Genomic DNA, 19,659 nt, shown 5'->3' on the forward strand with positions numbered 1-19,659 from the left:
GGCGCCGGCCGCGGCCTGACCCTTTTCGGTCGCCGTATGGTCCTTGCTGGCCGCGGCCTGACCCTTTTCGGTCGCCGTATGGTCCTCGCCGGTCGCTGCGGGATCCCTTTCCGGCGGGCGCCGGACCGGTCCGGCCGGTGCGGAGGCCTGAGCGCCTCTCTGCGGGGCTCGGCGCGTCCGGCTGCCCGCAAACCCGGTGCGGGTCGCCCGGAACGCTCTCCGTCGATCTCAGCGGGCCGGGCGCCGTCGCCCGTTCCGGATCACGGCGGCGCGTCTCGTCAACAACGAACTAACTCACTCTGGGTTACCGTCACTCCGCGCAAGGTAACAGCGAAAGAGTGATCGGGTCACTCCAATGCGGAGTGTGCCGAGTCCGCGACGCAAAGCGCCTCGATCAGAATTTCGAGATCATTTCAGGGCTTCGGTTAAACGTACGGTGATCGCAATTGCGCACTGTGGAATGGCAAGCCCGTCCGCCCGGCCCTAAACAGCAAGACGCCCCGGTGCCGTCCGGCCCGGGGCGCAAATGCTGTGTGGGGGATTGAATCAGGCGGTAGGAGCGCCGACCCGGAGGCCGCCGCGACGCTTCACGGCACGCCGCTCGTCTTCGCTCATCCCGCCCCAGACGCCGGCGTCCTGACCCGACTCGAGTGCCCAAGAGAGGCATTCCTCGGTCACCGGGCACCGCCGGCACACGGCCTTGGCCTGCTCGACCTGCAGGAGCGCCGGGCCGGACGTCCCGATCGGGAAGAACAGCTCAGGGTCCTCGTCGCGGCAGATCGCATCGTGACGCCAGTCCATGGCGGCAAACTCCTTGTTTCGGATGGGGTAATGAAAACAGTGCTGTTTACCTATATGCGTGCGCAGTGGTGGCGACGGGTTGTACCCGTGTGATCACCAGTGCGTCAGCAAGCTTTTGGTGTTTGGTGGCTGTTCCGCGCTTCTGGATTAGGAACGCGTACAAGCAGCAACCGGTTACTTCTTATCGCTTGTGAATGCTTTCACGAACTCTCGCGATGTCAAGGGTAGCGCCGGAAGTTTCTCCCGCCGGGTGAGCTGGCTCACGCACCCTTATGTCCGGTTCCGCCGTTACTGCCGAAGCCGGATGACGAACGCTCCCATCAATGTAGTACGGTCCTGCCCACTTCGCCGACCTTTTGACCGTGTTTCTGTAACGGATCGTGAGCACCTACCGGGTTCACGTACCCCGATGTCAGCAGATCACACGCAGAGCTGAAGGGACGGACACGAAGTGCACCTTCTGTCGCTCGCCGAGGTAGTCGCCGTCCAGCTGGAAAGCCTGGGGTCGGGTCGCCACCACGGTGAACTCGGCGATGTCATGCAGCCGTAATACTTGTTTACCTCGAAGATCACTTGTTCGCCACGCGAGTTGTGTCACGGTCCGCACCGTCCCCGGGATGTTCAGCCTGCGTAGAGCCATGACGTCGAGTCCGAGATCGAACGACGCGCCGGGGTTGGGATCGACCGCCCGTTCGCCGACATAAGTCCACGGGGCTGTGTTCTGCACGACCACGGTGCCGAGGCCGTCCTCCGGTTCCTCGCCGGGCTGCTCCAGCGTCATCGGCGGATCCTTGCGGTCCATCCCGGTGAAGAACTGGCCGGTCATCGAGCGGACGTAGAGCGCCGGCGTGGAGGTGCGGCCGCGCAGCCGGGCCTGCTCCACCCGGCGGATCGTCGCGGCGTCCCAGCCGAGACCGGCCGTGAAGGTGAAGTAGCGGTCGTCCGCGCGTCCGAGATTGATCACCCGGTGGCGGCCGTCGCGGATCCCGTCGAGGATCACGCCGGCGCCGTCCACCCAGTCGCGCGGCATGCCGAGCGCGCGGGCGAAGACGTTGGTGGAGCCGCCCGGGACCACGGCGAGGGCCGGCAGCCGGTTGGCGAGCGGGCCGGGCAGCTCGCCGAGCGCGGTCGAGGCGGTGAGCAGGCCGTTGACGGCCTCGTTCACGGTGCCGTCGCCGCCCAGCGTGACGACCAGGTCGGTGCCGCGCTCGGCCGCGTCCCGGGCCAGCCTGGTGGCGTGGCCACGACGCTCGGTGTAACTCACGGTCAGGTCCACCGCGCTGCGCAACGCCCGGACCAGGACATCGCGGCTGCGCTCACTGGTCGTCGTCGCCCGGGGGTTCACCACCAGCAACGCTCGCATGGGCGGCACTGTACCCGTCGGAACGCCTCCGTGCTGTCGGTATGGTGCAGGAGTGACCAGTGAGAATCCCGTGACGACCAAGGCGGTGACCCTCGAATGGGGGGTTCGGCTCCTCTACCTGGAGGCGGCCGGGCTCGCGGTGCTCACGACGTACCTCCTGGTCCTTGATCTGACCAAGGGTGAGATTGACGTGGCGATCGCCGCCTCCCTCACGGTGATGGCCGCCCTGGCCGCGCTCGCGGTCTTCGCGGTGGCGCGCGCCCTCGGCCGCCGGCGCGTCCGGGCGCGCGGCCCGGCCGTGGTGGTGCAGCTCTTCCTGCTGGCGACCGGTGGTTTCCTGATCCAGATCGGCATGATCTGGCAGGGAGTGGGAATGCTGGTGCTCGCGGCACTGACCGCGGCGCTGATCCTCGTTCCGCCGAGCAGTCGAGCGCTCGGCGTCGATTAGCGGGTCTCCGGAAGGCGATCAGGGCCTACCCTGGACAGGTGACCGGCTCAACGGTGCGCCCGCCCGCATATCAGCAGCTCGCCGACGATCTGCGCGCTGACATCACGTCGGGGCGCCTCCAGCCCGGTGAGCGACTGCCACCGGAACCCGAACTCTGCGTCAAGATCGGCGTCAGCCGCAGCACGGTGCGGGAGGCGTTGCGGCTGCTGGCGAGTCAGCACCTGATAGTGACGACACGCGGGGTGACCGGCGGAAGTTTCGTGGCGCACCCCGACGCCGAGCAGCTCGCGGACGGGCTCTCCACCGGGTTCGCGCTGCTCACGCACTCCGCCGACGTCGGTCTCGCCGACCTGCTGGAGCTGCGGCGTGCGCTCGAGGTGCCGGCCGCCGGGCTGGCCGCGGTCCGCCGCACCGACTCGCATCTGGCCGAGCTGCGCGGCGCGCTCTTCGATCCCGCGCTCGACGACTTCGACACGATGATGGTGGCGCACGCGGCGTTCCACAAGGCGATGTCGAAGGCGACCGGCAACCCGCTCTTCGAGCTGGTCGGGACCCCGCTCTACCACGCCTCCTACGGCGAGGAGGTGATCGGCGTGCTGCCCGAGGGCTACTGGATGCGCATCGACGGCGACCATCGCCGGCTGCTGGAGTGCCTGGTCGCGCGGGATGCCGAGGCGGCCACGCGGGTCGCGGCCGAGCATCTCGACTTCATCGCCGAGGCGGTGCGCTGATCTTCGGGTCGCCTTGACCCTCGGGTCAGCTTGACTCGGGTCGGCTTGACCCTCCGTGTCCGCTTTTGATCAGAATTCGGTGCGCCTGGTCAGCAGCCGGATCGTGGCCTGCTTGCCGTTCGCCTCGGCCTCGGCCGACGTGGTGAGGGCGGTCAGCACCTTCCACGCGAACGACGACTCGGAGGGCAGCCGCGCCCCGCGCACCGTGGAGACCGTGACCTCGACGGTCAGCGCGTCGTCGGTGACGGCGAAGCGGCACTCCAGCTCGGCGCCGCGGGTGGCGATCGCCAGCAGCATGGCGCAGGCCTCGTCGACGGCGATGCGCAGGTCCTCGATCTCGTCGAGGGCGAAGTGCAGCCGGGCCGCGAGCCCGGCGGTGGCCGTACGGAGGACGCCGAGATATCCGCCGTCGGCGGGAACGGTCAGTAGTACGACGTCGTCGCCGACATCCGGCTCGGTCTGCATCAGCTGAGTCACCCCGGCACCCTCCTCCTGATGGAGGAGACTCTAGCCGGTCACGCTGAGTCAGGGCAGGGCCCGGCGGCGGGATGAACCGCCACCGGGCCCCGAAGCGGCCTCAGGCCTGCTTGGTCTCCCAGAAGATCTTGGAGATCTCCTCGATCTTGCCGAGCAGCTGGTCGGCCACGGCCGGGTCGACCGAGCCCTTGGCGCCGGAGGCGCCGGCCAGCTTGGTGGCCTCGTTGAAGAGCTGGTGCAGGTTCGGGTACTTCTCGAAGTGCGGCGCCTTGAAGTAGTCGGTCCAGAGCACCCACAGGTGGTGCTTGACCAGCTCGGCGCGCTGCTCCTTGATCAGGATGGCCCGGGTGCGGAACTCCGGGTCGGTGTTCGCCTGGTACTTCTCGGCGATGGCCTTGATCGACTCGGCCTCGATCCGGGCCTGGGCCGGGTCGTAGACCCCGCAGGGCAGGTCACAGTGCGCGCTGACCACGGTGCGCGGCGTGAGGAAACGCGGAAGTCGCATCAGGACTCCTCCATAGAGTTTGCGATGATCCGTGGTTGACACTACCCCTTACGCCGGTAGGCGAACGCGACGGAGGCTTGCTGCCTTGGCATGGCAATTACCACTGTTCGCGGCCCTGGTGCACGGCCCGTCCATGGTCCCCACCCTGAAGGCCGGTGACGCCGTGCTGGTGCGGCGCGGCGGCCGGGTCCGGGCCGGCGACGTCGTGGTGGCGAGCTTCCGGTCCCGGCCCGGCCTGCTGGTGGTCAAGCGCGCCATCCGGGAGCAGGACGGCGGCTGGTGGCTCGAGGGCGACAACGAGTTCGTCATCAACGACTCGCGGGCGTATGGCGTCGCCGACGTCGCCGGGCGTGTGACATTTCGGTACTGGCCCAGGCCAGGGCAGATAAAGTAGGCTTTCGTGATCCCCGGCGCACACCCGTGCCGCGGACGCTTTTTCGGGTGATCCCCGCATCGCACCGCCCCCTGGCGCATACTCGCGACCAGCAGTGGCCAGGTGCCAACGTGTCAACGACGATGCCGTGTGGAGTTCACCGTGTCTTTCTTCAGTTTCGAGCTCGATCCTGCCCTGGCCGCCGATCCGGTCTTCGACCTGCACCGCCAGGGCAAGATGACGATGAGCGCGACCGTCCCGCTGTCCAGCCGGGACGACCTCTCCCTCGCCTACACGCCGGGCGTCGCCCGGGTCTGCGAGGCCATCGCCGAGGACGAGTCGCTCTACCCCGACTACACCTGGACCGCCAACACGGTCGCCGTGATCACCGACGGCTCGGCCGTCCTGGGCCTCGGCAACATCGGCCCGAAGGCCGCCATGCCGGTCATGGAGGGCAAGTCGGTCCTGTTCAAGCAGTTCGGCGGGGTCGACTCGATCCCGATCTGCCTCGACACGCAGGACGTCGAGGGGATCATCGCGGCGGTCAAGGCCATGGCGCCGTCGTTCGGCGGGATCAACCTGGAGGACATCAGCGCGCCGCGCTGCTTCGAGATCGAGCGCCGCCTCGACGCCGAGCTCGACATCCCGGTCTTCCACGACGACCAGCACGGCACCGCGGTCGTCACGCTGGCCGCCCTGCGCAACGCCGCGAAGCTGCTCGGGCGCGACTTCGCCGGCCTGCGGGTCGTCATCAGCGGCGCCGGCGCGGCCGGGGTCGCGATCACCAACACCCTGATCGCCGCGGGCGTCCAGGGCGCCAACGTGATCGTCTGCGACTCGCGCGGCATCATCCACGCCGACCGCCCGAACCTGGGGCCGGTCAAGGAGCACCTCGCCGCCACCACGAACGTCTCCGGGCGGACCGGCGGGATCGCCGAGGCGCTGATCGGCGCCGACGTGCTGATCGGTGTCTCCGGCGGCGCGATCGAGGAGTCGGCGCTGGCCGGCATGGCGCCCGGCGCGATCATCTTCGCGCTGGCGAACCCGACGCCGGAGGTCCCGCCGGCGGTCGCCCACCAGTACGCGGCCATCGTCGCGACCGGCCGGAGCGACTTCCCGAACCAGATCAACAACGTCCTGGCGTTCCCCGGCATCTTCCGCGGCACGCTGGACGTCCGGGCCACCACGATCACCGACCGGATGAAGGTCGCCGCGGCCGACGCGATCGCGGCGATCGTCGCCGACGACCTGCGTCCCGAGGCGATCGTGCCGTCGCCGCTGGACCCGCGGGTCGCCCCGGCGGTCGCGGCCGCGGTCGCGGCGGCGGCCATCGAGGACGGCGTGGCCCGCCGGACCGCGGTTCCGGCGCCCGCGCAGGCGGCGGCCTCCCCGGTCTCGCCGGCGCCGGCGGTCTTCCCGGCGTAGCGCTCTTCTTTCGCGCTCTTCTTTAGCGATCTTTTTTCGCGCTCTTTTTTCGCGATCTTGGACGATTGACCGCCGAAATCGGTAGTTGATCGTCCAAGGTCGCTGAGCGGGTGGTTGATCGTCCAAGATCGCTGAGCGGGTGGTTGATCGTCCAAGATCGCTGAGCGGGTGGTTGATCGTCCAAGATCGCGGTAGGTGGGGGTTGATCGTTCAAGATCGGCCGCAGGTGGTGGTGCGGCTGGGACGGCGGTCGGGCGTTCGTAATTGCCTTATTCGCCGTTAAGGTCGGTGGATGCGAGCCGCTTACGCCTCCTCCATCAACCCGGACGAGCCCCTGCGCGGGCTGACCGTCGGGGACCTGCCCGAGCCGACCGCACCCGAGGGCTGGGTCCCGGTCGAGGTCCGGGCCTCGTCGCTCAACCATCACGACCTCTGGTCGCTGCGGGGCGTCGGCCTGCCCGCCGACCGGCTCCCGATGATCCTCGGCTGTGACGCCGCGGGCGTCGACCCGGACGGCAACGAGGTCGTCGTCTATCCGGTGGTCGAGGACAAGGCCGACCCCCGCGGTTTCTCGCTCTTCTCCGAGCGGCACCCGGGCACGATCGCCGAGCGGCTCGCGGCGCCCCGGGAGAACCTGGTCCCGAAGCCGGCCGGGGTGTCGTTCGCCGAGGCGGCCTGCCTGCCGACGGCGTGGCTCACGGCGTACCACATGCTGGTGACCCGCGGCCGCGCCGGGGAGGCCTCCGCCGTGCTGGTGCAGGGCGCCGGCGGCGGCGTCGCGACCGCGGCGGTCGCGCTCGGCGTCGCGCTGGGCAAGCGGGTGTACGCGACCAGCCGCGAGCCCGGGAAGCGCGAGCGGATCGCGGAGCTCGGCGCCACGGCGGTCGAGCCCGGCGCGCGCCTGCCGGAACGCGTCGACGTGGTGATCGAGTCGGTCGGCGCGCCCACCTTCGACCACTCGATGAAGTGCGCGGCGCCGGGCGCCCGGATCGTGGTGTGCGGCGCCACGGCGGGGCACCGGGCCGAGGTGGACCTGCGCCGGGTCTTCGCCATGCAGCTCGAGATCCTGGGCAGCAGCATGGGCACCCCGGACGAGCTGGCGGCGCTGCTGGAGATGGTGGCCGGCGGGACGGTCAAGCCGGTGATCGACTCGACGTACCGGCTCGGGGCGGCGCGGGAGGCGTTCGAGCGGCTCGACTCGGGCGAGCTCTTCGGCAAGGTCGTCATTGATCATTTCGCCTGATCAGGTGGACGGTTTCGCCATCCTTGCCCCGTTTCGCTAGGGTCGGCGCATGTCTGACAACAGCGTCGACCCCAGCGGCAACACCGAGGCGTTCCGGGCGTTCACCCGGACCGGGCCGGACGAGACGGCGGCGAGCAAGCTCCCGCTGCTGATCGGCGGCGGCGTGCTCGTCGTCCTCCTGATCGGCCTAGTGGCCTTCTTCGCGCGCTAGGGCACGAAGGGCCTCCGAAGCGATCTCCAGCTCCTCCTCGGTCGGCACCACGCACACGGTGACCGGTGACCCGTCCGGGGAGATGATCCGCTCGTGGCGAGCGTTGCGGTCCGGGTCCACCGCGATGCCGAGCGACTCCAGCCCGGCCAGCGCGTGCTCCCGGACCAGCGGCGCGTTCTCGCCGACCCCGGCCGTGAAGGTGATCGCGTCCACCCGGCCGAGGACCGCGAGGTACGACCCGACGTACTCGCGGATCCGGCGGCAGTAGACGTCGAACGCCAGCGTGGCGTCCGCGTCACCGGCCTCGCGACGCTCCAGCACCGTACGCATGTCGTTGGCGCCGGACAGGCCGAGCATCCCGGACCGGCGGGTGAGCACGTCCTCGATCTCCTCGATCGACAGTCCGGCCACCCGGTGCAGGTGGAAGATCAGGCTCGGGTCGATGTCACCCGAACGGGTGCCCATCACGAGACCGGGCAGCGGCGTCATGCCCATCGACGTCGCCACGCTCTTCCCGCCGCGCACCGCCGTGGCGCTCGCCCCGTTGCCGAGGTGCAGGGTGATCACGTTCGCCTCGCCGGCCGGCTTGCCGATCACCCGCGCCGTCTCCCGGGACACGTAGGCGTGCGAGGTGCCGTGGAAGCCGTACCGTCGCAGCCCCCACCGGCCGGCGAGCTCCCGGTCGATCGCCCAGAGTGCGCCCTCCGGAGGGATCGTGGCGTGGAACGCCGTGTCGAAGACCGCGACCTGCGGCACGTCCGGCAGCAGCTTGCGGGCCACCCGCAGGCCGGCCAGCGCGCCCGGGTTGTGCAGCGGGGCGAGCGGGACCAGTTCCTCGATCGCGGCCAGCACCTCGTCGGTCACCACGGTGGACGCGGTGAACCGCTCGCCGCCGTGCACCACCCGGTGCCCGACCGCGGCCAGCCCGGTGAGGTCGAGCCGGTCCATCAGGATCCGGAGGGCCTCGTCGTGGCCGGCCGCCTCCCCGCCCTCCTCGCCGATCCGCTCGATGTGCCCCTTGGTGACCACCTCGTCGCCGTCGAAGAGGCGGTAGCGGACCGAGGAGGAGCCGGAGTTGAGCACGAGTACCCGGGTCATTTCGCTCCCGCCTGGATCGCCGTGATGGCGACCGTGTTCACGATGTCCTTGACCGTGGCGCCGCGGGACAGGTCGTTCACCGGCGCGCGCAGACCCTGCATGACCGGGCCGACCGCGACCGCGTTCGCCGACCGCTGGACGGCCTTGTACGTGTTGTTCCCCGTGTTGAGGTCGGGGAACACGAAGACCGTGGCCTTGCCGGCCACCGCGCTGCCGGGCAGCTTCGCGGCGGCGACGGCCGGGTCGATGGCGGCGTCGTACTGGATGGGCCCCTCGACCGGCAGGTCGGGACGCCGCTCCCGGACGATCGCGGTGGCCGCCGCGACCTTGTCGACGTCGGCGCCCGAGCCGGAGCTGCCGGTGGAGTAGGAGAGCATCGCGACCCGCGGCTCGATGCCGAAGGCGGCGGCCGTCTGCGCCGAGGAGAGCGCGATGTCGGCGAGCTGGGCCGCGTCCGGGTCGGGGTTGACCGCGCAGTCGCCGTAGACCAGCACCCGGTCGGCGAGCAGCATGAAGAACACGCTGGACGCCACCGACAGCCCCGGAACCGTCTTGATGATCTCGAAGGCCGGCCGGATCGTGGCCGCCGTCGTGTGGTTCGCGCCGGAGACCATGCCGTCGGCGAGGCCGGCCGCGACCATCAGGGTGCCGAAGTAGTTGACGTCCCGGACCACGTCGTACGCCAGGTCCATGGTGACGCCGCGGTGCTTGCGCAGCTCCGCGTAGCGCGCCGCGAAGTCCTCCCGCCACCGGCTCGTGGCCGGGTCGACCAGCTGCGCCCCGCCGATCTCCACGCCGATCTCCCGGGCCCGCCGGGTGATCTCGGCCGGGTCGCCGAGCAGGGTCAGGTCGGCGACGTCGCGCCGCAGCAGCGTCTCGGCGGCGCGCAGGATCCGCTCCTCGGTCCCCTCCGGCAGCACCAGGTGGCGGCGGTCGGCGCGGGCCCGGTCGATCAGGTCGTTCTCGAACATCAGCGGCGTCACCCGGCTGGACCGGGCCACGTCGAGCATCCGGGCCAGCTCGTCGGTGTCGACGGCCTTCTCGAAGACGCCGAGGGCCGCCTCGATCTTGCGCGGGGTGCTCAGCTCCGCCTTGATCCGGCCGGCCGCCGCGATCGTGTGGTAGCTGTCCGCCTTGGAGATCAGGATGGCGAGGCCGGTATTGAGCCGCTCGATCACCTCGACGGCGCGCCGGTCCGGCGGCTCGCCGAGGGTCAGCACCAGGCCGGCCAGCGTGACCGTGCCGGCGGCGTGCGCGGCGCTCGCGGCCACCAGCAGGTCGGCCCGGTCGCCGGGGGTGATCAGCAGCGCGCCCTCGGTCAGGTGCTCCAGCACGGTGGGGACCTGGGCGGCGCCGACCACGTAGTCCAGCACGTCCCGGTCGAGGGCGCTCGCCGTGCCGGTGAAGACGGTGGCGTCCAGCGCGGCCGCCACCTCGCCGACAGTGGGCGCGGCGATCGCGGCCACCTCGGGCATCGCCCAGATCGGGACCGGGAGACCATCAAGATCAATTTCAAAGGGTACGCGGTTCGCGATCACGGCCAGAACCGTCGCGCCGAGATCGACGAGTGAGTGGTACGCGCTGCGCGCCGCCGACGCGAGCGACTCACGCGTCCGGCCCTCGCCGCTCACCACCGGCACCACGACGCTGCCGAACTCGGTCGCCAGCCGGGCGTTGAAGGCGAGCTCCCGGGGCAGCTCCCCGCGGCCCTCCTCGGGCTTGTCGGTGAAGTCGCTGCCGATCACGACGACGGCGGCGCTGCGCCGCTCGACCTCCCGGTAGCGCTCGACGATCCGGCCGATCAGCTCCTCGCGGCGGCCGTCGGCGACGAGCGCGGTCGCCTCGGCGTGGGTGACGCCGAAGGACTCCTCGTACGGCACCGGGCCGGGATAGCGCTCGCGCAGGACGGAGAGCAGGGGATCCCGGTCGTTGCCGGCCACAAGCGGGCGGAAGACCGCCACCTGCGCCACTCGCCGGGACAGCAGCTCGACGATGCCGAGCGCCACGGTTCCTTTACCGACGCCGGGGCCTGAACCCGCGACGTACACGCTGCGTGCCACGGATTCAACCTACCGGCCGGATCATGATCCGGCCGGGCCTAAAGTCCCGTCTTTACTCGTCGTCGTCCTCGTCGTCACGAGCCAGCCAGGTGGCGAACCGCTCGATCGGCGTCTCGAACTCCGGGTTCATGTCGACGAAGGTGCGCAGCTGCTCGCCGATCCACTCCAGGGTCACGGTCTCCTCGCCACGACGCTGGACGAGCTCCTCGATGCCACGGTCGGTGAAGTACATGAGCGGATAGTAAGCGGGGCCGCTCCGGAATCCCGGAGCGGCCCCGCTTCTTCACTCGTGCGTCACGGGCGCGGCAGCGCCGCCTCGATCAGCGCCGCCTGCTCGGCGTCGTGCATCTTGGCCGAGCCGACCGCCGGGGCGGCCGCGGCCGGGCGGGAGATCCGCCGCAGGCGGACGCCCTCCAGGTGCTCGAGCAGGTTGAGCGCCACGAACGACCAGGCGCCCTGGTTGGCCGGCTCCTCCTGGACCCAGGCGAAGTCCTCGGCGTTCGGGTACTGCGAGAGCAGCGCCTTCAGCTCCTCGACGGGCAGCGGGTAGATCTGCTCCATCCGGATGATCGCCGTGTCGGTGATGCCGCGGTCGGCCCGCGCCTGGAACAGGTCGTAGTAGACCTTGCCGGAGCAGAGCAGGACCCGCTTCACCGCCGCGGCGTCGAGCCGGGTGCCGTTCACGCCGGCGTCGGCGAGCACCGGCTGGAAGGTGCCCTCGGTGAAGTCGCTCACCGAGGAGACGGCCAGCTTGTGCCGGAGCAGTGACTTCGGCGAGAAGACCACCAGCGGCTTGCGCTTGGGGCTCAGGGCCTGGCGGCGCAGCAGGTGGAAGTAGTTCGCCGGGGTGGTCGGGTTCGCCACCCGCATGTTGTCCTGCGCGCAGAGCTGCAGGAACCGCTCCGGGCGGCCGGACGAGTGGTCCGGGCCCTGACCCTCCATGCCGTGCGGGAGGAGCAGCACCAGCGACGACTGCTGGCCCCACTTCACCTCGCCGGAGGAGAGGAACTCGTCCACGATCGACTGAGCGCCGTTGACGAAGTCGCCGAACTGGGCCTCCCAGAGGACCAGCGCGTCCGGGTTCTCCACCGAGTAGCCGTACTCGAAGCCCATGGCGGCGTATTCGCTGAGCAGCGAGTCGTGCACGAAGAACCGGGCGTTGCCGGTCGCCAGCGAGGAGATCGGCAGGAAGTCCTTGCCGGTCTTCGCGTCGACGATCGCGGCGTGCCGCGAGGTGAACGTGCCGCGGCGCGAGTCCTGACCGGCCAGGCGGACCGTGACGCCCTGGTTGAGCAGCGAGCCGAAGGCGATCAGCTCGCCGAAGCCCCAGTCGATGCCGCCGTCGGTGGACATCTTGGCGCGCCGGTCGAGGAGCTGCTGGACCCGCTTGTGCGGGGTGAAGCCCTCGGGCAGCTCGATGTGCGACTGGCCGACCGCGTGCACGACGCCCGCCTCGATCGCGGTCTCCACCGCGGGCTCGCCCTCCTCCGCGATGATCCGCGGGCGGGGCGGGGTGCCGGCGGCGTCCCGGGTGGCCTTGAAGACGTCCTCGAGCCGGCCCTGGTAGTCGCGCAGCTGCTCCTCCGCCTCCTGGACGGTGATGTCGCCGCGGCCGATGAGCTCCTCGGTGTACGCCTTCCGCACGCTGCGCTTCTTGTCGATGATCTGGTACATCCGCGGGTTGGTCATCGACGGGTCGTCGCCCTCGTTGTGACCGCGCCGGCGGTAGCAGATCATGTCGATCACGACGTCCTTGTTGAACGTCTGGCGGTATTCGAAGGCGAGCTTCGCGACCCGGACCACGGCCTCGGGGTCGTCGCCGTTCACGTGGAAGATCGGGGCCTGGATCATCCGGGCCACGTCGGTCGAGTACATCGAGGAGCGGCTGTACTCCGGGGCGGTGGTGAAGCCGACCTGGTTGTTCACGATGACGTGGACCGTGCCGCCGGTGCGGTAGCCGCGCAGCTGGGAGAGGTTCAGCGTCTCGGCGACCACGCCCTGGCCGGCGAACGCGGCGTCGCCGTGCACCAGCACGGGGAGGACCGTGTAGCCGTGCAGGCCGAGGTCGAGGCGGTCCTGCTTGGCCCGGACGATGCCCTCGAGGACCGGGTCGACGGCCTCCAGGTGGGACGGGTTCGCCACGACGCTGACGGTGGTCGAGTGCTCGCCGTCGGGCGTCGTGTATTTCCCGGTCTGGCCGAGGTGGTACTTGACGTCACCGGAGCCGTGGGCCGACTTCGGGTCCATCTGACCCTCGAACTCGTTGAAGATCTTCTCGTACGGCTTGCCGACGATGTTGGTGAGCACGTTCAGCCGGCCGCGGTGGGCCATGCCGATCACCATCTCGTCGAGACCGGACTCGGCCGACGACTGCAGGACCGCGTCGAGCAGCGGGATCAGCGACTCGCCGCCCTCCAGCGAGAACCGCTTCTGGCCGACGAACTTGGTCTGCAGGAAGGTCTCGAACGCCTCGGCCGCGTTGAGCCGGTGCAGGATGTGCTTCTGCTCCTCGGTGTCCGGCTTCGTGTACTTGACCTCGATGCGCTCCTGGACCCAGCGGCGCTCCTCGGGGTCCTGGATGTGCATGTACTCGATGCCGACGCGGCGGCAGTAGCTGTCGCGCAGCACGCCGAGGACGTCGCGCAGCTTCATCTTCTGCTGGCCGCCGAAGCCGCCGACCGGGAAGGTGCGGTCGAGGTCCCACAGGGTCAGGCCGTGCTGCAGGACGTCGAGGTCGGGGTGCTTGCGGATGGTGAACTCGAGCGGGTCGGTGTCGGCCATGAGGTGGCCGCGGACCCGGTAGGCGTGGATCAGCTCGACCACCCGGGCGGCCTTGTCGATCTGGCCCTCGGAGGTGCGGGCCACGTCGCGCACCCAGCGGACCGGCTCGTACGGGATCCGCAGCGACGTGAAGATCTCGTCGTAGAAGCCGTGGTTGCCGAGCAGCAGCTCGTGCATCACCTTGAGGAACTCGCCGGACTGCGCGCCCTGGATGACCCGGTGGTCGTACGTGCTGGTCAGCGTGGTGACCTTGCTCACGCCCAGTTCGGTCAGCATCTCGTCGCTCATGCCGGCGTAGGGCGCCGGGTATTCCATCGCGCCGACGCCGATGATGGCGCTCTGGCCGTTCATCAGGCGCGGGATGGAGTGGACCGTGCCGATGCCGCCCGGGTTGGTCAGCGAGATCGTGGTGCCGGCGTAGTCGTCCATGGTCAGCTCGTTGCGCCGGGCGCGCCGGACCACGTCCTCGTACGCCTGCCAGAAGCCGCGGAAGTCGAGCGTCTCGCAGTTCTTGATGGACGGCACGACCAGCGTGCGGGAGCCGTCCTTCTTGGCGAGGTCGATCGCGATGCCGAGGTTGATGTGCTCCGGCTGGACCAGGTTGGGCTTGCCGTCGATCTCGGCGAAGGAGTTGTTCATCTCCGGGTGCTGCACGGTCGCCCGGATCAGCGCCCAGCCGATCAGGTGGGTGAAGCTGACCTTGCCGCCCCGGCCGCGGGAGAGGTGGTTGTTGATGACGATGCGGTTGTCGACCATCAGCTTGGCCGGGACCGCGCGCACCGAGGTGGCGGTCGGGACCTCGAGCGAGGCCGACATGTTCTGCACGATCTTGGAGGCCACGCCCCGGAGCGGGGTGGTCTTCGCCTCGGCCGGCACGTTGCCGTTCGGGGAGGGCTTCGGCGCGGCCTTCTCCACCGGGGCGGGAGCCGGCTTCGGCTTCGCCTCGGCGGCGGGCTTCGGCGGGGTCACCGGCTTGGGCGGGGCCACCGAGGCCGCGGCCGGCGCGTCGGTGCCCGCCTTCGCGGCGGACGCCGTGGCGGTGGCCGCCTTGGCCTCGTCCGGCGTCGCGATCGAGCCCGCTGCCGTCGCCGGTTTGTAGTCGGCGAAGAAGTCGTGCCAGGCGGGGTCGACACTGGTCGGGTCGGCCAGGTAGCGCTGGTACATCTCATCGACGATCCACTCGTTGGGACCGAAGTCCGCGAGTGGATTGTCCTGCGAAGTCTGCTGCGTCGACACTGCCGCGTTCGCCTCTTTCACCGTGTTTGTCATCACGTGACCGCTCCGTCACGTGGGACGGATAGAATTCCCCGTCAAGGCTACGCCGTGTGTGAGCGCCCTCCATCCGGACGTCCACTCTGTGACCAACTGCCGTGTCCGGTTGCACGTCGCGGCGATGTGTGAGCAGCGTCATGCGATGTCCCGGCGGCGCATGAGCAGAGCGCCCACCACCCCGGTCACCAGGGTGTACGCGACGAGCACCGCGGCGCCGGTCAGCCGGCCCGGCCCGGTCGGCAGCTCCGATCCGGTGATCATCAGGTCCGAGGCGACGGTCGGCACCAGGAAATCCAGCTCGGCGAACCCGTCGACGCGGCCGTCGATCAGGAAGAACAGGCCGGTGGCCACCGGCGGGCCCAGGACGTAGAGGATCGCCAGGGTGAGGGTCGCCGCCATCTGACCGCGGAAGAGCACCCCGCAACCGACCCCGAGGACCGCCCAGAGCGCGAAGGCGACGCCGTTCAGGCCGATCGCCTGCCAGACCTCGGCGGCGCCGAGCCGGCCGGACATGCCCAGATCCGCGGTGACCAGGGGGATCGCGATCAGATTCAGCACGGTGAGCGCGGCCCAGACGACCAGGGCGATCAGCACCGCCGCGGCGAACTTCGCCAGCACCACCCGCTCGCGTCGTGGCGTGATCAGGAACGTCGTCGTGATCGTGAGGTGCAGGAACTCGCCGGTCACCATGACCGCGCCCAGCAGCAGCACGATCAGGATGCCGAAGAACTGCCCGGTGGTGGCGAGATCGACGGTGACCCCGAGCGCCTCCTCGGGCGGCAGGACCGCGGAGTTCACCCAGTTGAAGGCGAGGGTCACCGACCAGAGCAGGAAGAGCAGCAGGCCGAAGTTCCGCCACAGCGGCGTGGTGCGCACCTTGAGCAGCTCGGCACGGATCAGGTTCACCGGATCTCCGCCCGTCCGGCCGTCAGCTCCAGGAACGCCTGCTCCAGGTCGGCCCGTTCACCGGTCAGCTCGTGCAGCTCCACGCCGGCGCGGAAGGCCGCGTGCCCGACCCGGGCCGGCTCCGCGCCGGTCACCAGCAGCGACCCGTCGTCCTGCGGCGCCACCGGCAGGCCGTGCTCACCGAGTGCGGCCGCGAGCCGGTCCGGTTCCGGCGTGCGTACCCGGACCCGCGCGGATCGGCCGCCGTCCAGCACGCCGCCGACCGGTCCCTGCCGGACCAGCCGGCCGGCCGCCACGATCACCACGTCGTCGGCCAGGTGCTGCATCTCGGCGAGCAGGTGGCTGGAGACCAGGATCGTGCGGCCCTCGGCGGCCAGGCCGCGGAGCAGGCCGCGCAGCCACCGGATCCCCTCCGGATCGAGCCCGTTGGCCGGCTCGTCGAGAATCAGCACGCCCGGATCACCGAGCATCGCGGCGGCGATGCCGAGCCGCTGGCGCATGCCGAGCGAGTAGCCCTGGAAACGGCGCTTCGCGGCCGGTTCCAGCCCGACCAGCTCGAGCACCGCGCCGACCCGGGCGGCCGGCAACCCGGCCGCCGTGCAGATGGTCCGCAGGTGGTCCCGTCCGCTCCGGCCGCGGTGCGCGCCGGACGCCTCCAGCACCGCGCCGACGTGCCGGACCGGATCGGTCAGCTCGGTGTACCGCCGGCCGCCGATGGTCGCCTCGCCGGATGTGGGGGCGACCAAGCCCAGCAGCATCCGCAGCGTGGTGGTCTTGCCGGCGCCGTTCGGGCCGAGGAAGCCGGTCACCCGTCCGGCTCGGACCGTGAACGACAGGTCGTCGACGGCGCGCAGCTTCCCGTACTCCTTGGTGAGGTGCTCGACGTTGATCACGCCGAAGATGAGACCGCGATCCAGGTGGCGCGCGCCACCCCCAGCCGCTCCCCGCCGGGCCCGTAGACGGCGGAGTCCACCGTCGCCTTGCGCCCCTCGATCGACGACGCGGCCCCGACCACCACGCACGCGTCGCCCGGCGCCGGCAGCGCGTCGATCGACGCGGTGATCCGGCCGAGGACGTAGGCCCGGCCGGTGGCGATCGCGGCCCAGCCGCCGGGGCAGTCCAGGGCGGCCCACATGGTCGGCTCGGAGACCTCGTCCGGGACCGTCCACGGCGCCGCGGTCCGGCCGTCCGGCAGCACCCCCGGGAAGATCCGCAGCCCGTCCGGGTGGTCCGGCCCGCAGACGAAACAGGTGGGGAAGGGGTGCTCGGTGAAGCCGGGATAGCTCTTCGAGACCTCGGCCGCCTCGGCGAGCGGGACGCCGGGGACGCCCTGCCCGGCCTCCCCGGCGGCGAGCGAGGCGACCAGGGTCGAGCCGTGCCAGACCGCGTCGCCGCGCACCTGGAGGCCGACCTCGAGCGGGGGCGGCACCCGCAGCGTCACCTGCGCCGGGCGCAGGCCCGCCGCCTGCGCGAAGACGCCCGCGCACCAGCCGCCGTTGCCGGTTCCGGGAGGGCCGTTGTATCGAGCCGGGATCAGCATCCACCGACCTTCGCACACGTCGTTCATCAACCGGTCACGCATCGCAACCTGATCCGACACGCCATCGGCAGTTGTCACCCTTACACAGATCTCATGGCAGTTCTGATGACGGCCGCCGCACCCACCGGGACCAGCGGCTACACGCTCCTCATCGCGGACGACGCGAGCCTCGTCGAGGCCGCGCAGCGCCTGCGCCACGACGTCTTCGCCGGAGAGCTCGGCGCCACCCTCGCCGGGGGCGACGGGCTGGACGCCGACGAGTTCGACCCGTACTGCGATCACCTGATCGTGCGGGACGACTCCACCGGCGCGGTGGTGGGCACCTACCGGATGCTCCCGCCGCGCGCCGCCGACCTGGCCGGCCGCCGCTACGCCGACGGCGAGTTCGACCTCAGCGCGCTGCGCCCGCTGCGCGACCACCTCGTCGAGATCGGCCGCTCCTGCGTGCACCCGGACCACCGCTCCGGCGCCGTGGTCAACCTGATGTGGGCCGGCATCGCCCGGTACCTGCACCTCAACAACCTGCGCTGGCTGGGCGGCTGCGCCTCGGTGCCGCTGGCCGACGGCGGCGTCACGGCGGCCGGCGTCCGCGAGCGGATCAACGCGAAGCACCTCTCCCCGCCGGCCCTGCGGGTCCGCCCGCGCCGCCCGTGGACCCCGGCCGAGGGCGTCGCGGGCGACCCGAAGGTGGCGGTCCCGGCGCTGCTCAAGGGTTACCTGCGACTGGGCAGCTGGGTCTGCGGCGAGCCGGCCTACGACCCCGGCTTCGACTGCGCCGACTTCTACGTGCTCTTCTCGATGGACCGGCTGGACCCGCGGTACCGCCGGCACTTCCTCGGCGCGACGCGATGAACTGGCAGCCCGCCTCCGGATGCGGGGACGACTGCCGGCCGGGTGACGCCGAGCGCGCCGGCCCGGTGCTGGCGGCGCTGCGGGTGGCCGGGCTTCTCGGCGTACTCGTGATCGGTCTTCTGCCCGCGGCCCTCCTGCGTGGCGGCGCCCTGCAGGCCCTGCCCCGCGCCATCCTCGCGGTCCTGGGTGTCCGGCTGGTCTGGCGCGGACCGGCGCCGCGCCCGGGCAGCCTGCTGGTCGCGAACCACGTCTCCTGGCTGGACATCGTGGCGCTCTACGCGGTCGTGCCGGTGCGGCTGGTGGCGAAGCACGACGTGGCGGCGTGGCCGGGGATCGGGGCGACGGCGGGCCGCAGCGGCGCCATCTTCATCGACCGGACCAGGCCGAAGGCGCTGCCGGGGACGGTGGGCGAGGTGGCTGCCGCGCTGCGCGCCGGGCGTTCGGTCGCGGTCTTCCCGGAGGGTACGACGTACTGCGGATCCGAGCGTGGCGCGTTCCGGCCGGCCCTCTTCCAGGCCGCCATCGACGCCGGTGCGCCGGTCGCGCCCGTCTCGATCAGCTACGACTCGGCGGAGGCCTCCTTCGTCGGCGCCGACACGCTCTGGGCCTCGGTGCTGCGGGTGGCCCGGGTGCGCCGCCTGACCGTGACCCTGGTCGCCGCGCCGGTGCTCCGGCCGGAGACCGGCGCCGGACGCGGCGCGCTGGCCCGGGCCGCGCAGTCCAGCCTCGGCGGGGGCGGTTATCGCCTCGCGGCCTGATCCGGCGTCTCGCCGCCCGACCCGGGGGAATGACGCTCACAGATAATTTTCAGCGACTGTGCAGCCGCGGCGCAGCGGACGGGGAAACAATGGGCGCCATGGCCACTCAGACCCAGCCCAAGCAGAGCGAGGCGAAACTGCTCGTCGTCGAGGACGATGCGAACATCCTCGAGCTGCTCTCCGCAAGCCTCCGCTTCGCCGGGTTCGACGTGACCACCGCGACCAGCGGCAGCGCGGCGGTCAGCGCCGCGCGCAACTCGGCGCCCGACCTCGTCGTGCTCGACGTCATGCTCCCCGACCTCGACGGGTTCGAGGTGATCCGGCTGATGCGCGAGGGCGGGCAGCGCACCCCGGTGGTCTTCCTGACCGCCCGCGACGGCACCGACGACAAGATCCGCGGCCTCACGCTGGGCGGCGACGACTACGTCACCAAGCCGTTCAGCCTGGAGGAGCTGACCGCCCGCATCCGGGCGGTGCTGCGCCGCACCACGGCGGGCGAGGAGCAGCCGTCCCGGCTGGTCTTCGCCGACCTCGAGCTCGACGAGGAGACGCACGAGGTCTACCGCGCCGGCAGCCGGGTGCAGCTCTCGCCGACCGAGTTCAAGCTCCTGCGCTACCTGATGCTCAACGCGAACCGGGTGCTCTCCAAGGCGCAGATCCTCGACCACGTCTGGAAGTACGACTTCCGCGGCGACGACAACATCGTCGAGTCCTACATCTCGTACCTGCGACGCAAGGTGGACAACGTCCAGCCGAGGCTGATCCACACGCTGCGCGGCGTGGGGTACGTCCTCCGCAAGCCCGCCGTGTAGGCA

General features: G+C 70.8%; 20 protein-coding genes. 9 read left to right on the forward strand and 11 right to left on the reverse strand.

From position 1 onward, the window contains the following. Positions 1-546 precede the first annotated feature (546 nt). Both AB0G10_RS02090 and AB0G10_RS02095 read right to left on the reverse strand, forming a co-directional pair. Positions 547-801: a WhiB family transcriptional regulator gene (locus tag AB0G10_RS02090; RefSeq protein WP_093619131.1), complete on the reverse strand. Its 255-nt coding sequence runs from the start codon at positions 799-801 to the stop codon at positions 547-549. Positions 802-1,213: 412 nt separating this feature from the next. After that, positions 1,214-2,164, reverse strand: a complete 951-nt coding sequence (locus AB0G10_RS02095) for a diacylglycerol kinase family protein (RefSeq protein ID WP_360915107.1) — start codon at positions 2,162-2,164, stop codon at positions 1,214-1,216. Between the two features lie 52 nt (positions 2,165-2,216). Here AB0G10_RS02095 and AB0G10_RS02100 point away from each other — a divergent pair, with 52 nt between their 5' ends. Then, positions 2,217-2,612 (forward strand): hypothetical protein, encoded by a 396-nt coding sequence (locus AB0G10_RS02100; protein WP_360915110.1) that lies wholly within the window; start codon positions 2,217-2,219, stop codon positions 2,610-2,612. 38 nt (positions 2,613-2,650) lie between these two features. Then, a complete protein-coding gene (locus tag AB0G10_RS02105) occupies positions 2,651-3,343 on the forward strand; it encodes a FadR/GntR family transcriptional regulator (protein WP_360915113.1) in 693 nt (230 codons plus the stop codon). A gap of 69 nt (positions 3,344-3,412) precedes the next feature. Here AB0G10_RS02105 and AB0G10_RS02110 read toward each other — a convergent pair whose 3' ends face one another. Further along, positions 3,413-3,808: an ATP-binding protein gene (locus AB0G10_RS02110; RefSeq protein WP_360917923.1), complete on the reverse strand. Its 396-nt coding sequence runs from the start codon at positions 3,806-3,808 to the stop codon at positions 3,413-3,415. A 112-nt stretch (positions 3,809-3,920) separates the two neighbouring features. Continuing rightward, positions 3,921-4,325, reverse strand: coding sequence for a superoxide dismutase, Ni (gene sodN, locus AB0G10_RS02115; RefSeq protein ID WP_360915116.1), 405 nt, complete (start codon positions 4,323-4,325; stop codon positions 3,921-3,923). 85 nt (positions 4,326-4,410) lie between these two features. Between sodN and AB0G10_RS02120 the strand changes: the two genes are divergently transcribed. The 4 genes from AB0G10_RS02120 to AB0G10_RS02135 all read left to right on the forward strand — a co-directional run bounded on the left by AB0G10_RS02120 (position 4,411) and on the right by AB0G10_RS02135 (position 7,577). Then, the gene (locus AB0G10_RS02120) at positions 4,411-4,719 is read left to right on the forward strand and encodes a S26 family signal peptidase (RefSeq protein ID WP_360915119.1); all 309 of its coding nucleotides are present in this window, start codon (positions 4,411-4,413) and stop codon (positions 4,717-4,719) included. A gap of 216 nt (positions 4,720-4,935) precedes the next feature. After that, positions 4,936-6,123: an NADP-dependent malic enzyme gene (locus AB0G10_RS02125; protein ID WP_360917924.1), complete on the forward strand. Its 1,188-nt coding sequence runs from the start codon at positions 4,936-4,938 to the stop codon at positions 6,121-6,123. Between the two features lie 292 nt (positions 6,124-6,415). Further along, complete coding sequence (locus AB0G10_RS02130; protein WP_360915121.1) at positions 6,416-7,366, forward strand: zinc-binding dehydrogenase; 951 nt, start codon at positions 6,416-6,418, stop codon at positions 7,364-7,366. Positions 7,367-7,415: 49 nt separating this feature from the next. Beyond that, complete coding sequence (locus tag AB0G10_RS02135) at positions 7,416-7,577, forward strand: hypothetical protein (RefSeq protein ID WP_360915124.1); 162 nt, start codon at positions 7,416-7,418, stop codon at positions 7,575-7,577. Here AB0G10_RS02135 and AB0G10_RS02140 read toward each other — a convergent pair. From AB0G10_RS02140 to AB0G10_RS02170, 7 genes are all read right to left on the reverse strand, one after another. Beyond that, entirely contained in the window at positions 7,554-8,675 is a 1,122-nt protein-coding gene (locus AB0G10_RS02140; RefSeq protein WP_360915127.1) for an acetate kinase, read from the reverse strand. The genes AB0G10_RS02135 and AB0G10_RS02140 overlap by 24 nt on opposite strands. Next, positions 8,672-10,735, reverse strand: coding sequence for a phosphate acetyltransferase (pta, locus tag AB0G10_RS02145; protein WP_360915130.1), 2,064 nt, complete (start codon positions 10,733-10,735; stop codon positions 8,672-8,674). The genes AB0G10_RS02140 and pta overlap by 4 nt, the downstream gene beginning before the upstream one ends. A gap of 52 nt (positions 10,736-10,787) precedes the next feature. After that, positions 10,788-10,967, reverse strand: a complete 180-nt coding sequence (locus AB0G10_RS02150) for a DUF6104 family protein (protein ID WP_111651783.1) — start codon at positions 10,965-10,967, stop codon at positions 10,788-10,790. Positions 10,968-11,029: 62 nt separating this feature from the next. Then, entirely contained in the window at positions 11,030-14,752 is a 3,723-nt protein-coding gene (locus AB0G10_RS02155; RefSeq protein WP_360917925.1) for a multifunctional oxoglutarate decarboxylase/oxoglutarate dehydrogenase thiamine pyrophosphate-binding subunit/dihydrolipoyllysine-residue succinyltransferase subunit, read from the reverse strand. Positions 14,753-14,923: 171 nt separating this feature from the next. Beyond that, a complete protein-coding gene (locus AB0G10_RS02160; protein WP_360915134.1) occupies positions 14,924-15,694 on the reverse strand; it encodes an ABC transporter permease in 771 nt (256 codons plus the stop codon). Next, entirely contained in the window at positions 15,691-16,596 is a 906-nt protein-coding gene (locus AB0G10_RS02165; RefSeq protein ID WP_360917926.1) for an ATP-binding cassette domain-containing protein, read from the reverse strand. The genes AB0G10_RS02160 and AB0G10_RS02165 overlap by 4 nt, the downstream gene beginning before the upstream one ends. Then, positions 16,584-17,234 (reverse strand): hypothetical protein, encoded by a 651-nt coding sequence (locus tag AB0G10_RS02170; protein ID WP_360915137.1) that lies wholly within the window; start codon positions 17,232-17,234, stop codon positions 16,584-16,586. The genes AB0G10_RS02165 and AB0G10_RS02170 overlap by 13 nt, the downstream gene beginning before the upstream one ends. A 93-nt stretch (positions 17,235-17,327) precedes the next feature. Between AB0G10_RS02170 and AB0G10_RS02175 the strand changes: the two genes are divergently transcribed. The 3 genes from AB0G10_RS02175 to AB0G10_RS02185 all read left to right on the forward strand — a co-directional run bounded on the left by AB0G10_RS02175 (position 17,328) and on the right by AB0G10_RS02185 (position 19,656). Continuing rightward, positions 17,328-18,086 (forward strand): GNAT family N-acyltransferase, encoded by a 759-nt coding sequence (locus AB0G10_RS02175; RefSeq protein ID WP_360915140.1) that lies wholly within the window; start codon positions 17,328-17,330, stop codon positions 18,084-18,086. Next, entirely contained in the window at positions 18,083-18,844 is a 762-nt protein-coding gene (locus AB0G10_RS02180; protein WP_360915143.1) for a lysophospholipid acyltransferase family protein, read from the forward strand. The genes AB0G10_RS02175 and AB0G10_RS02180 overlap by 4 nt, the downstream gene beginning before the upstream one ends. Positions 18,845-18,942: 98 nt before the next feature. After that, positions 18,943-19,656: a response regulator transcription factor gene (locus AB0G10_RS02185; RefSeq protein ID WP_127543285.1), complete on the forward strand. Its 714-nt coding sequence runs from the start codon at positions 18,943-18,945 to the stop codon at positions 19,654-19,656. Positions 19,657-19,659: the final 3 nt, after the last annotated feature.

The sequence above is a fragment of the Actinoplanes sp. NPDC023714 genome (genome assembly GCF_040639855.1).
GTDB lineage: Bacteria > Actinomycetota > Actinomycetes > Mycobacteriales > Micromonosporaceae > Actinoplanes.

Excerpts from the sequence above, each read along its gene's own strand:
- AB0G10_RS02170 (WP_360915137.1), bottom strand. The coding sequence starts at position 17,234 with ATGCTGATCCCGGCTCGATACAACGGCCCTCCCGGAACCGGCAACGGC.
- AB0G10_RS02130 (WP_360915121.1), top strand. The coding sequence starts at position 6,416 with ATGCGAGCCGCTTACGCCTCCTCCATCAACCCGGACGAGCCCCTGCGC.
- AB0G10_RS02185 (WP_127543285.1), top strand. The coding sequence starts at position 18,943 with ATGGCCACTCAGACCCAGCCCAAGCAGAGCGAGGCGAAACTGCTCGTC.
- AB0G10_RS02090 (WP_093619131.1), bottom strand. The coding sequence starts at position 801 with ATGGACTGGCGTCACGATGCGATCTGCCGCGACGAGGACCCTGAGCTG.
- AB0G10_RS02135 (WP_360915124.1), top strand. The coding sequence starts at position 7,416 with ATGTCTGACAACAGCGTCGACCCCAGCGGCAACACCGAGGCGTTCCGG.
- AB0G10_RS02125 (WP_360917924.1), top strand. The coding sequence starts at position 4,936 with ATGACGATGAGCGCGACCGTCCCGCTGTCCAGCCGGGACGACCTCTCC.
- sodN (WP_360915116.1), bottom strand. The coding sequence starts at position 4,325 with ATGCGACTTCCGCGTTTCCTCACGCCGCGCACCGTGGTCAGCGCGCAC.
- AB0G10_RS02150 (WP_111651783.1), bottom strand. The coding sequence starts at position 10,967 with ATGTACTTCACCGACCGTGGCATCGAGGAGCTCGTCCAGCGTCGTGGC.
- AB0G10_RS02110 (WP_360917923.1), bottom strand. The coding sequence starts at position 3,808 with ATGCAGACCGAGCCGGATGTCGGCGACGACGTCGTACTACTGACCGTT.
- AB0G10_RS02095 (WP_360915107.1), bottom strand. The coding sequence starts at position 2,164 with ATGCGAGCGTTGCTGGTGGTGAACCCCCGGGCGACGACGACCAGTGAG.
- AB0G10_RS02180 (WP_360915143.1), top strand. The coding sequence starts at position 18,083 with ATGAACTGGCAGCCCGCCTCCGGATGCGGGGACGACTGCCGGCCGGGT.
- AB0G10_RS02140 (WP_360915127.1), bottom strand. The coding sequence starts at position 8,675 with ATGACCCGGGTACTCGTGCTCAACTCCGGCTCCTCCTCGGTCCGCTAC.
- AB0G10_RS02175 (WP_360915140.1), top strand. The coding sequence starts at position 17,328 with ATGGCAGTTCTGATGACGGCCGCCGCACCCACCGGGACCAGCGGCTAC.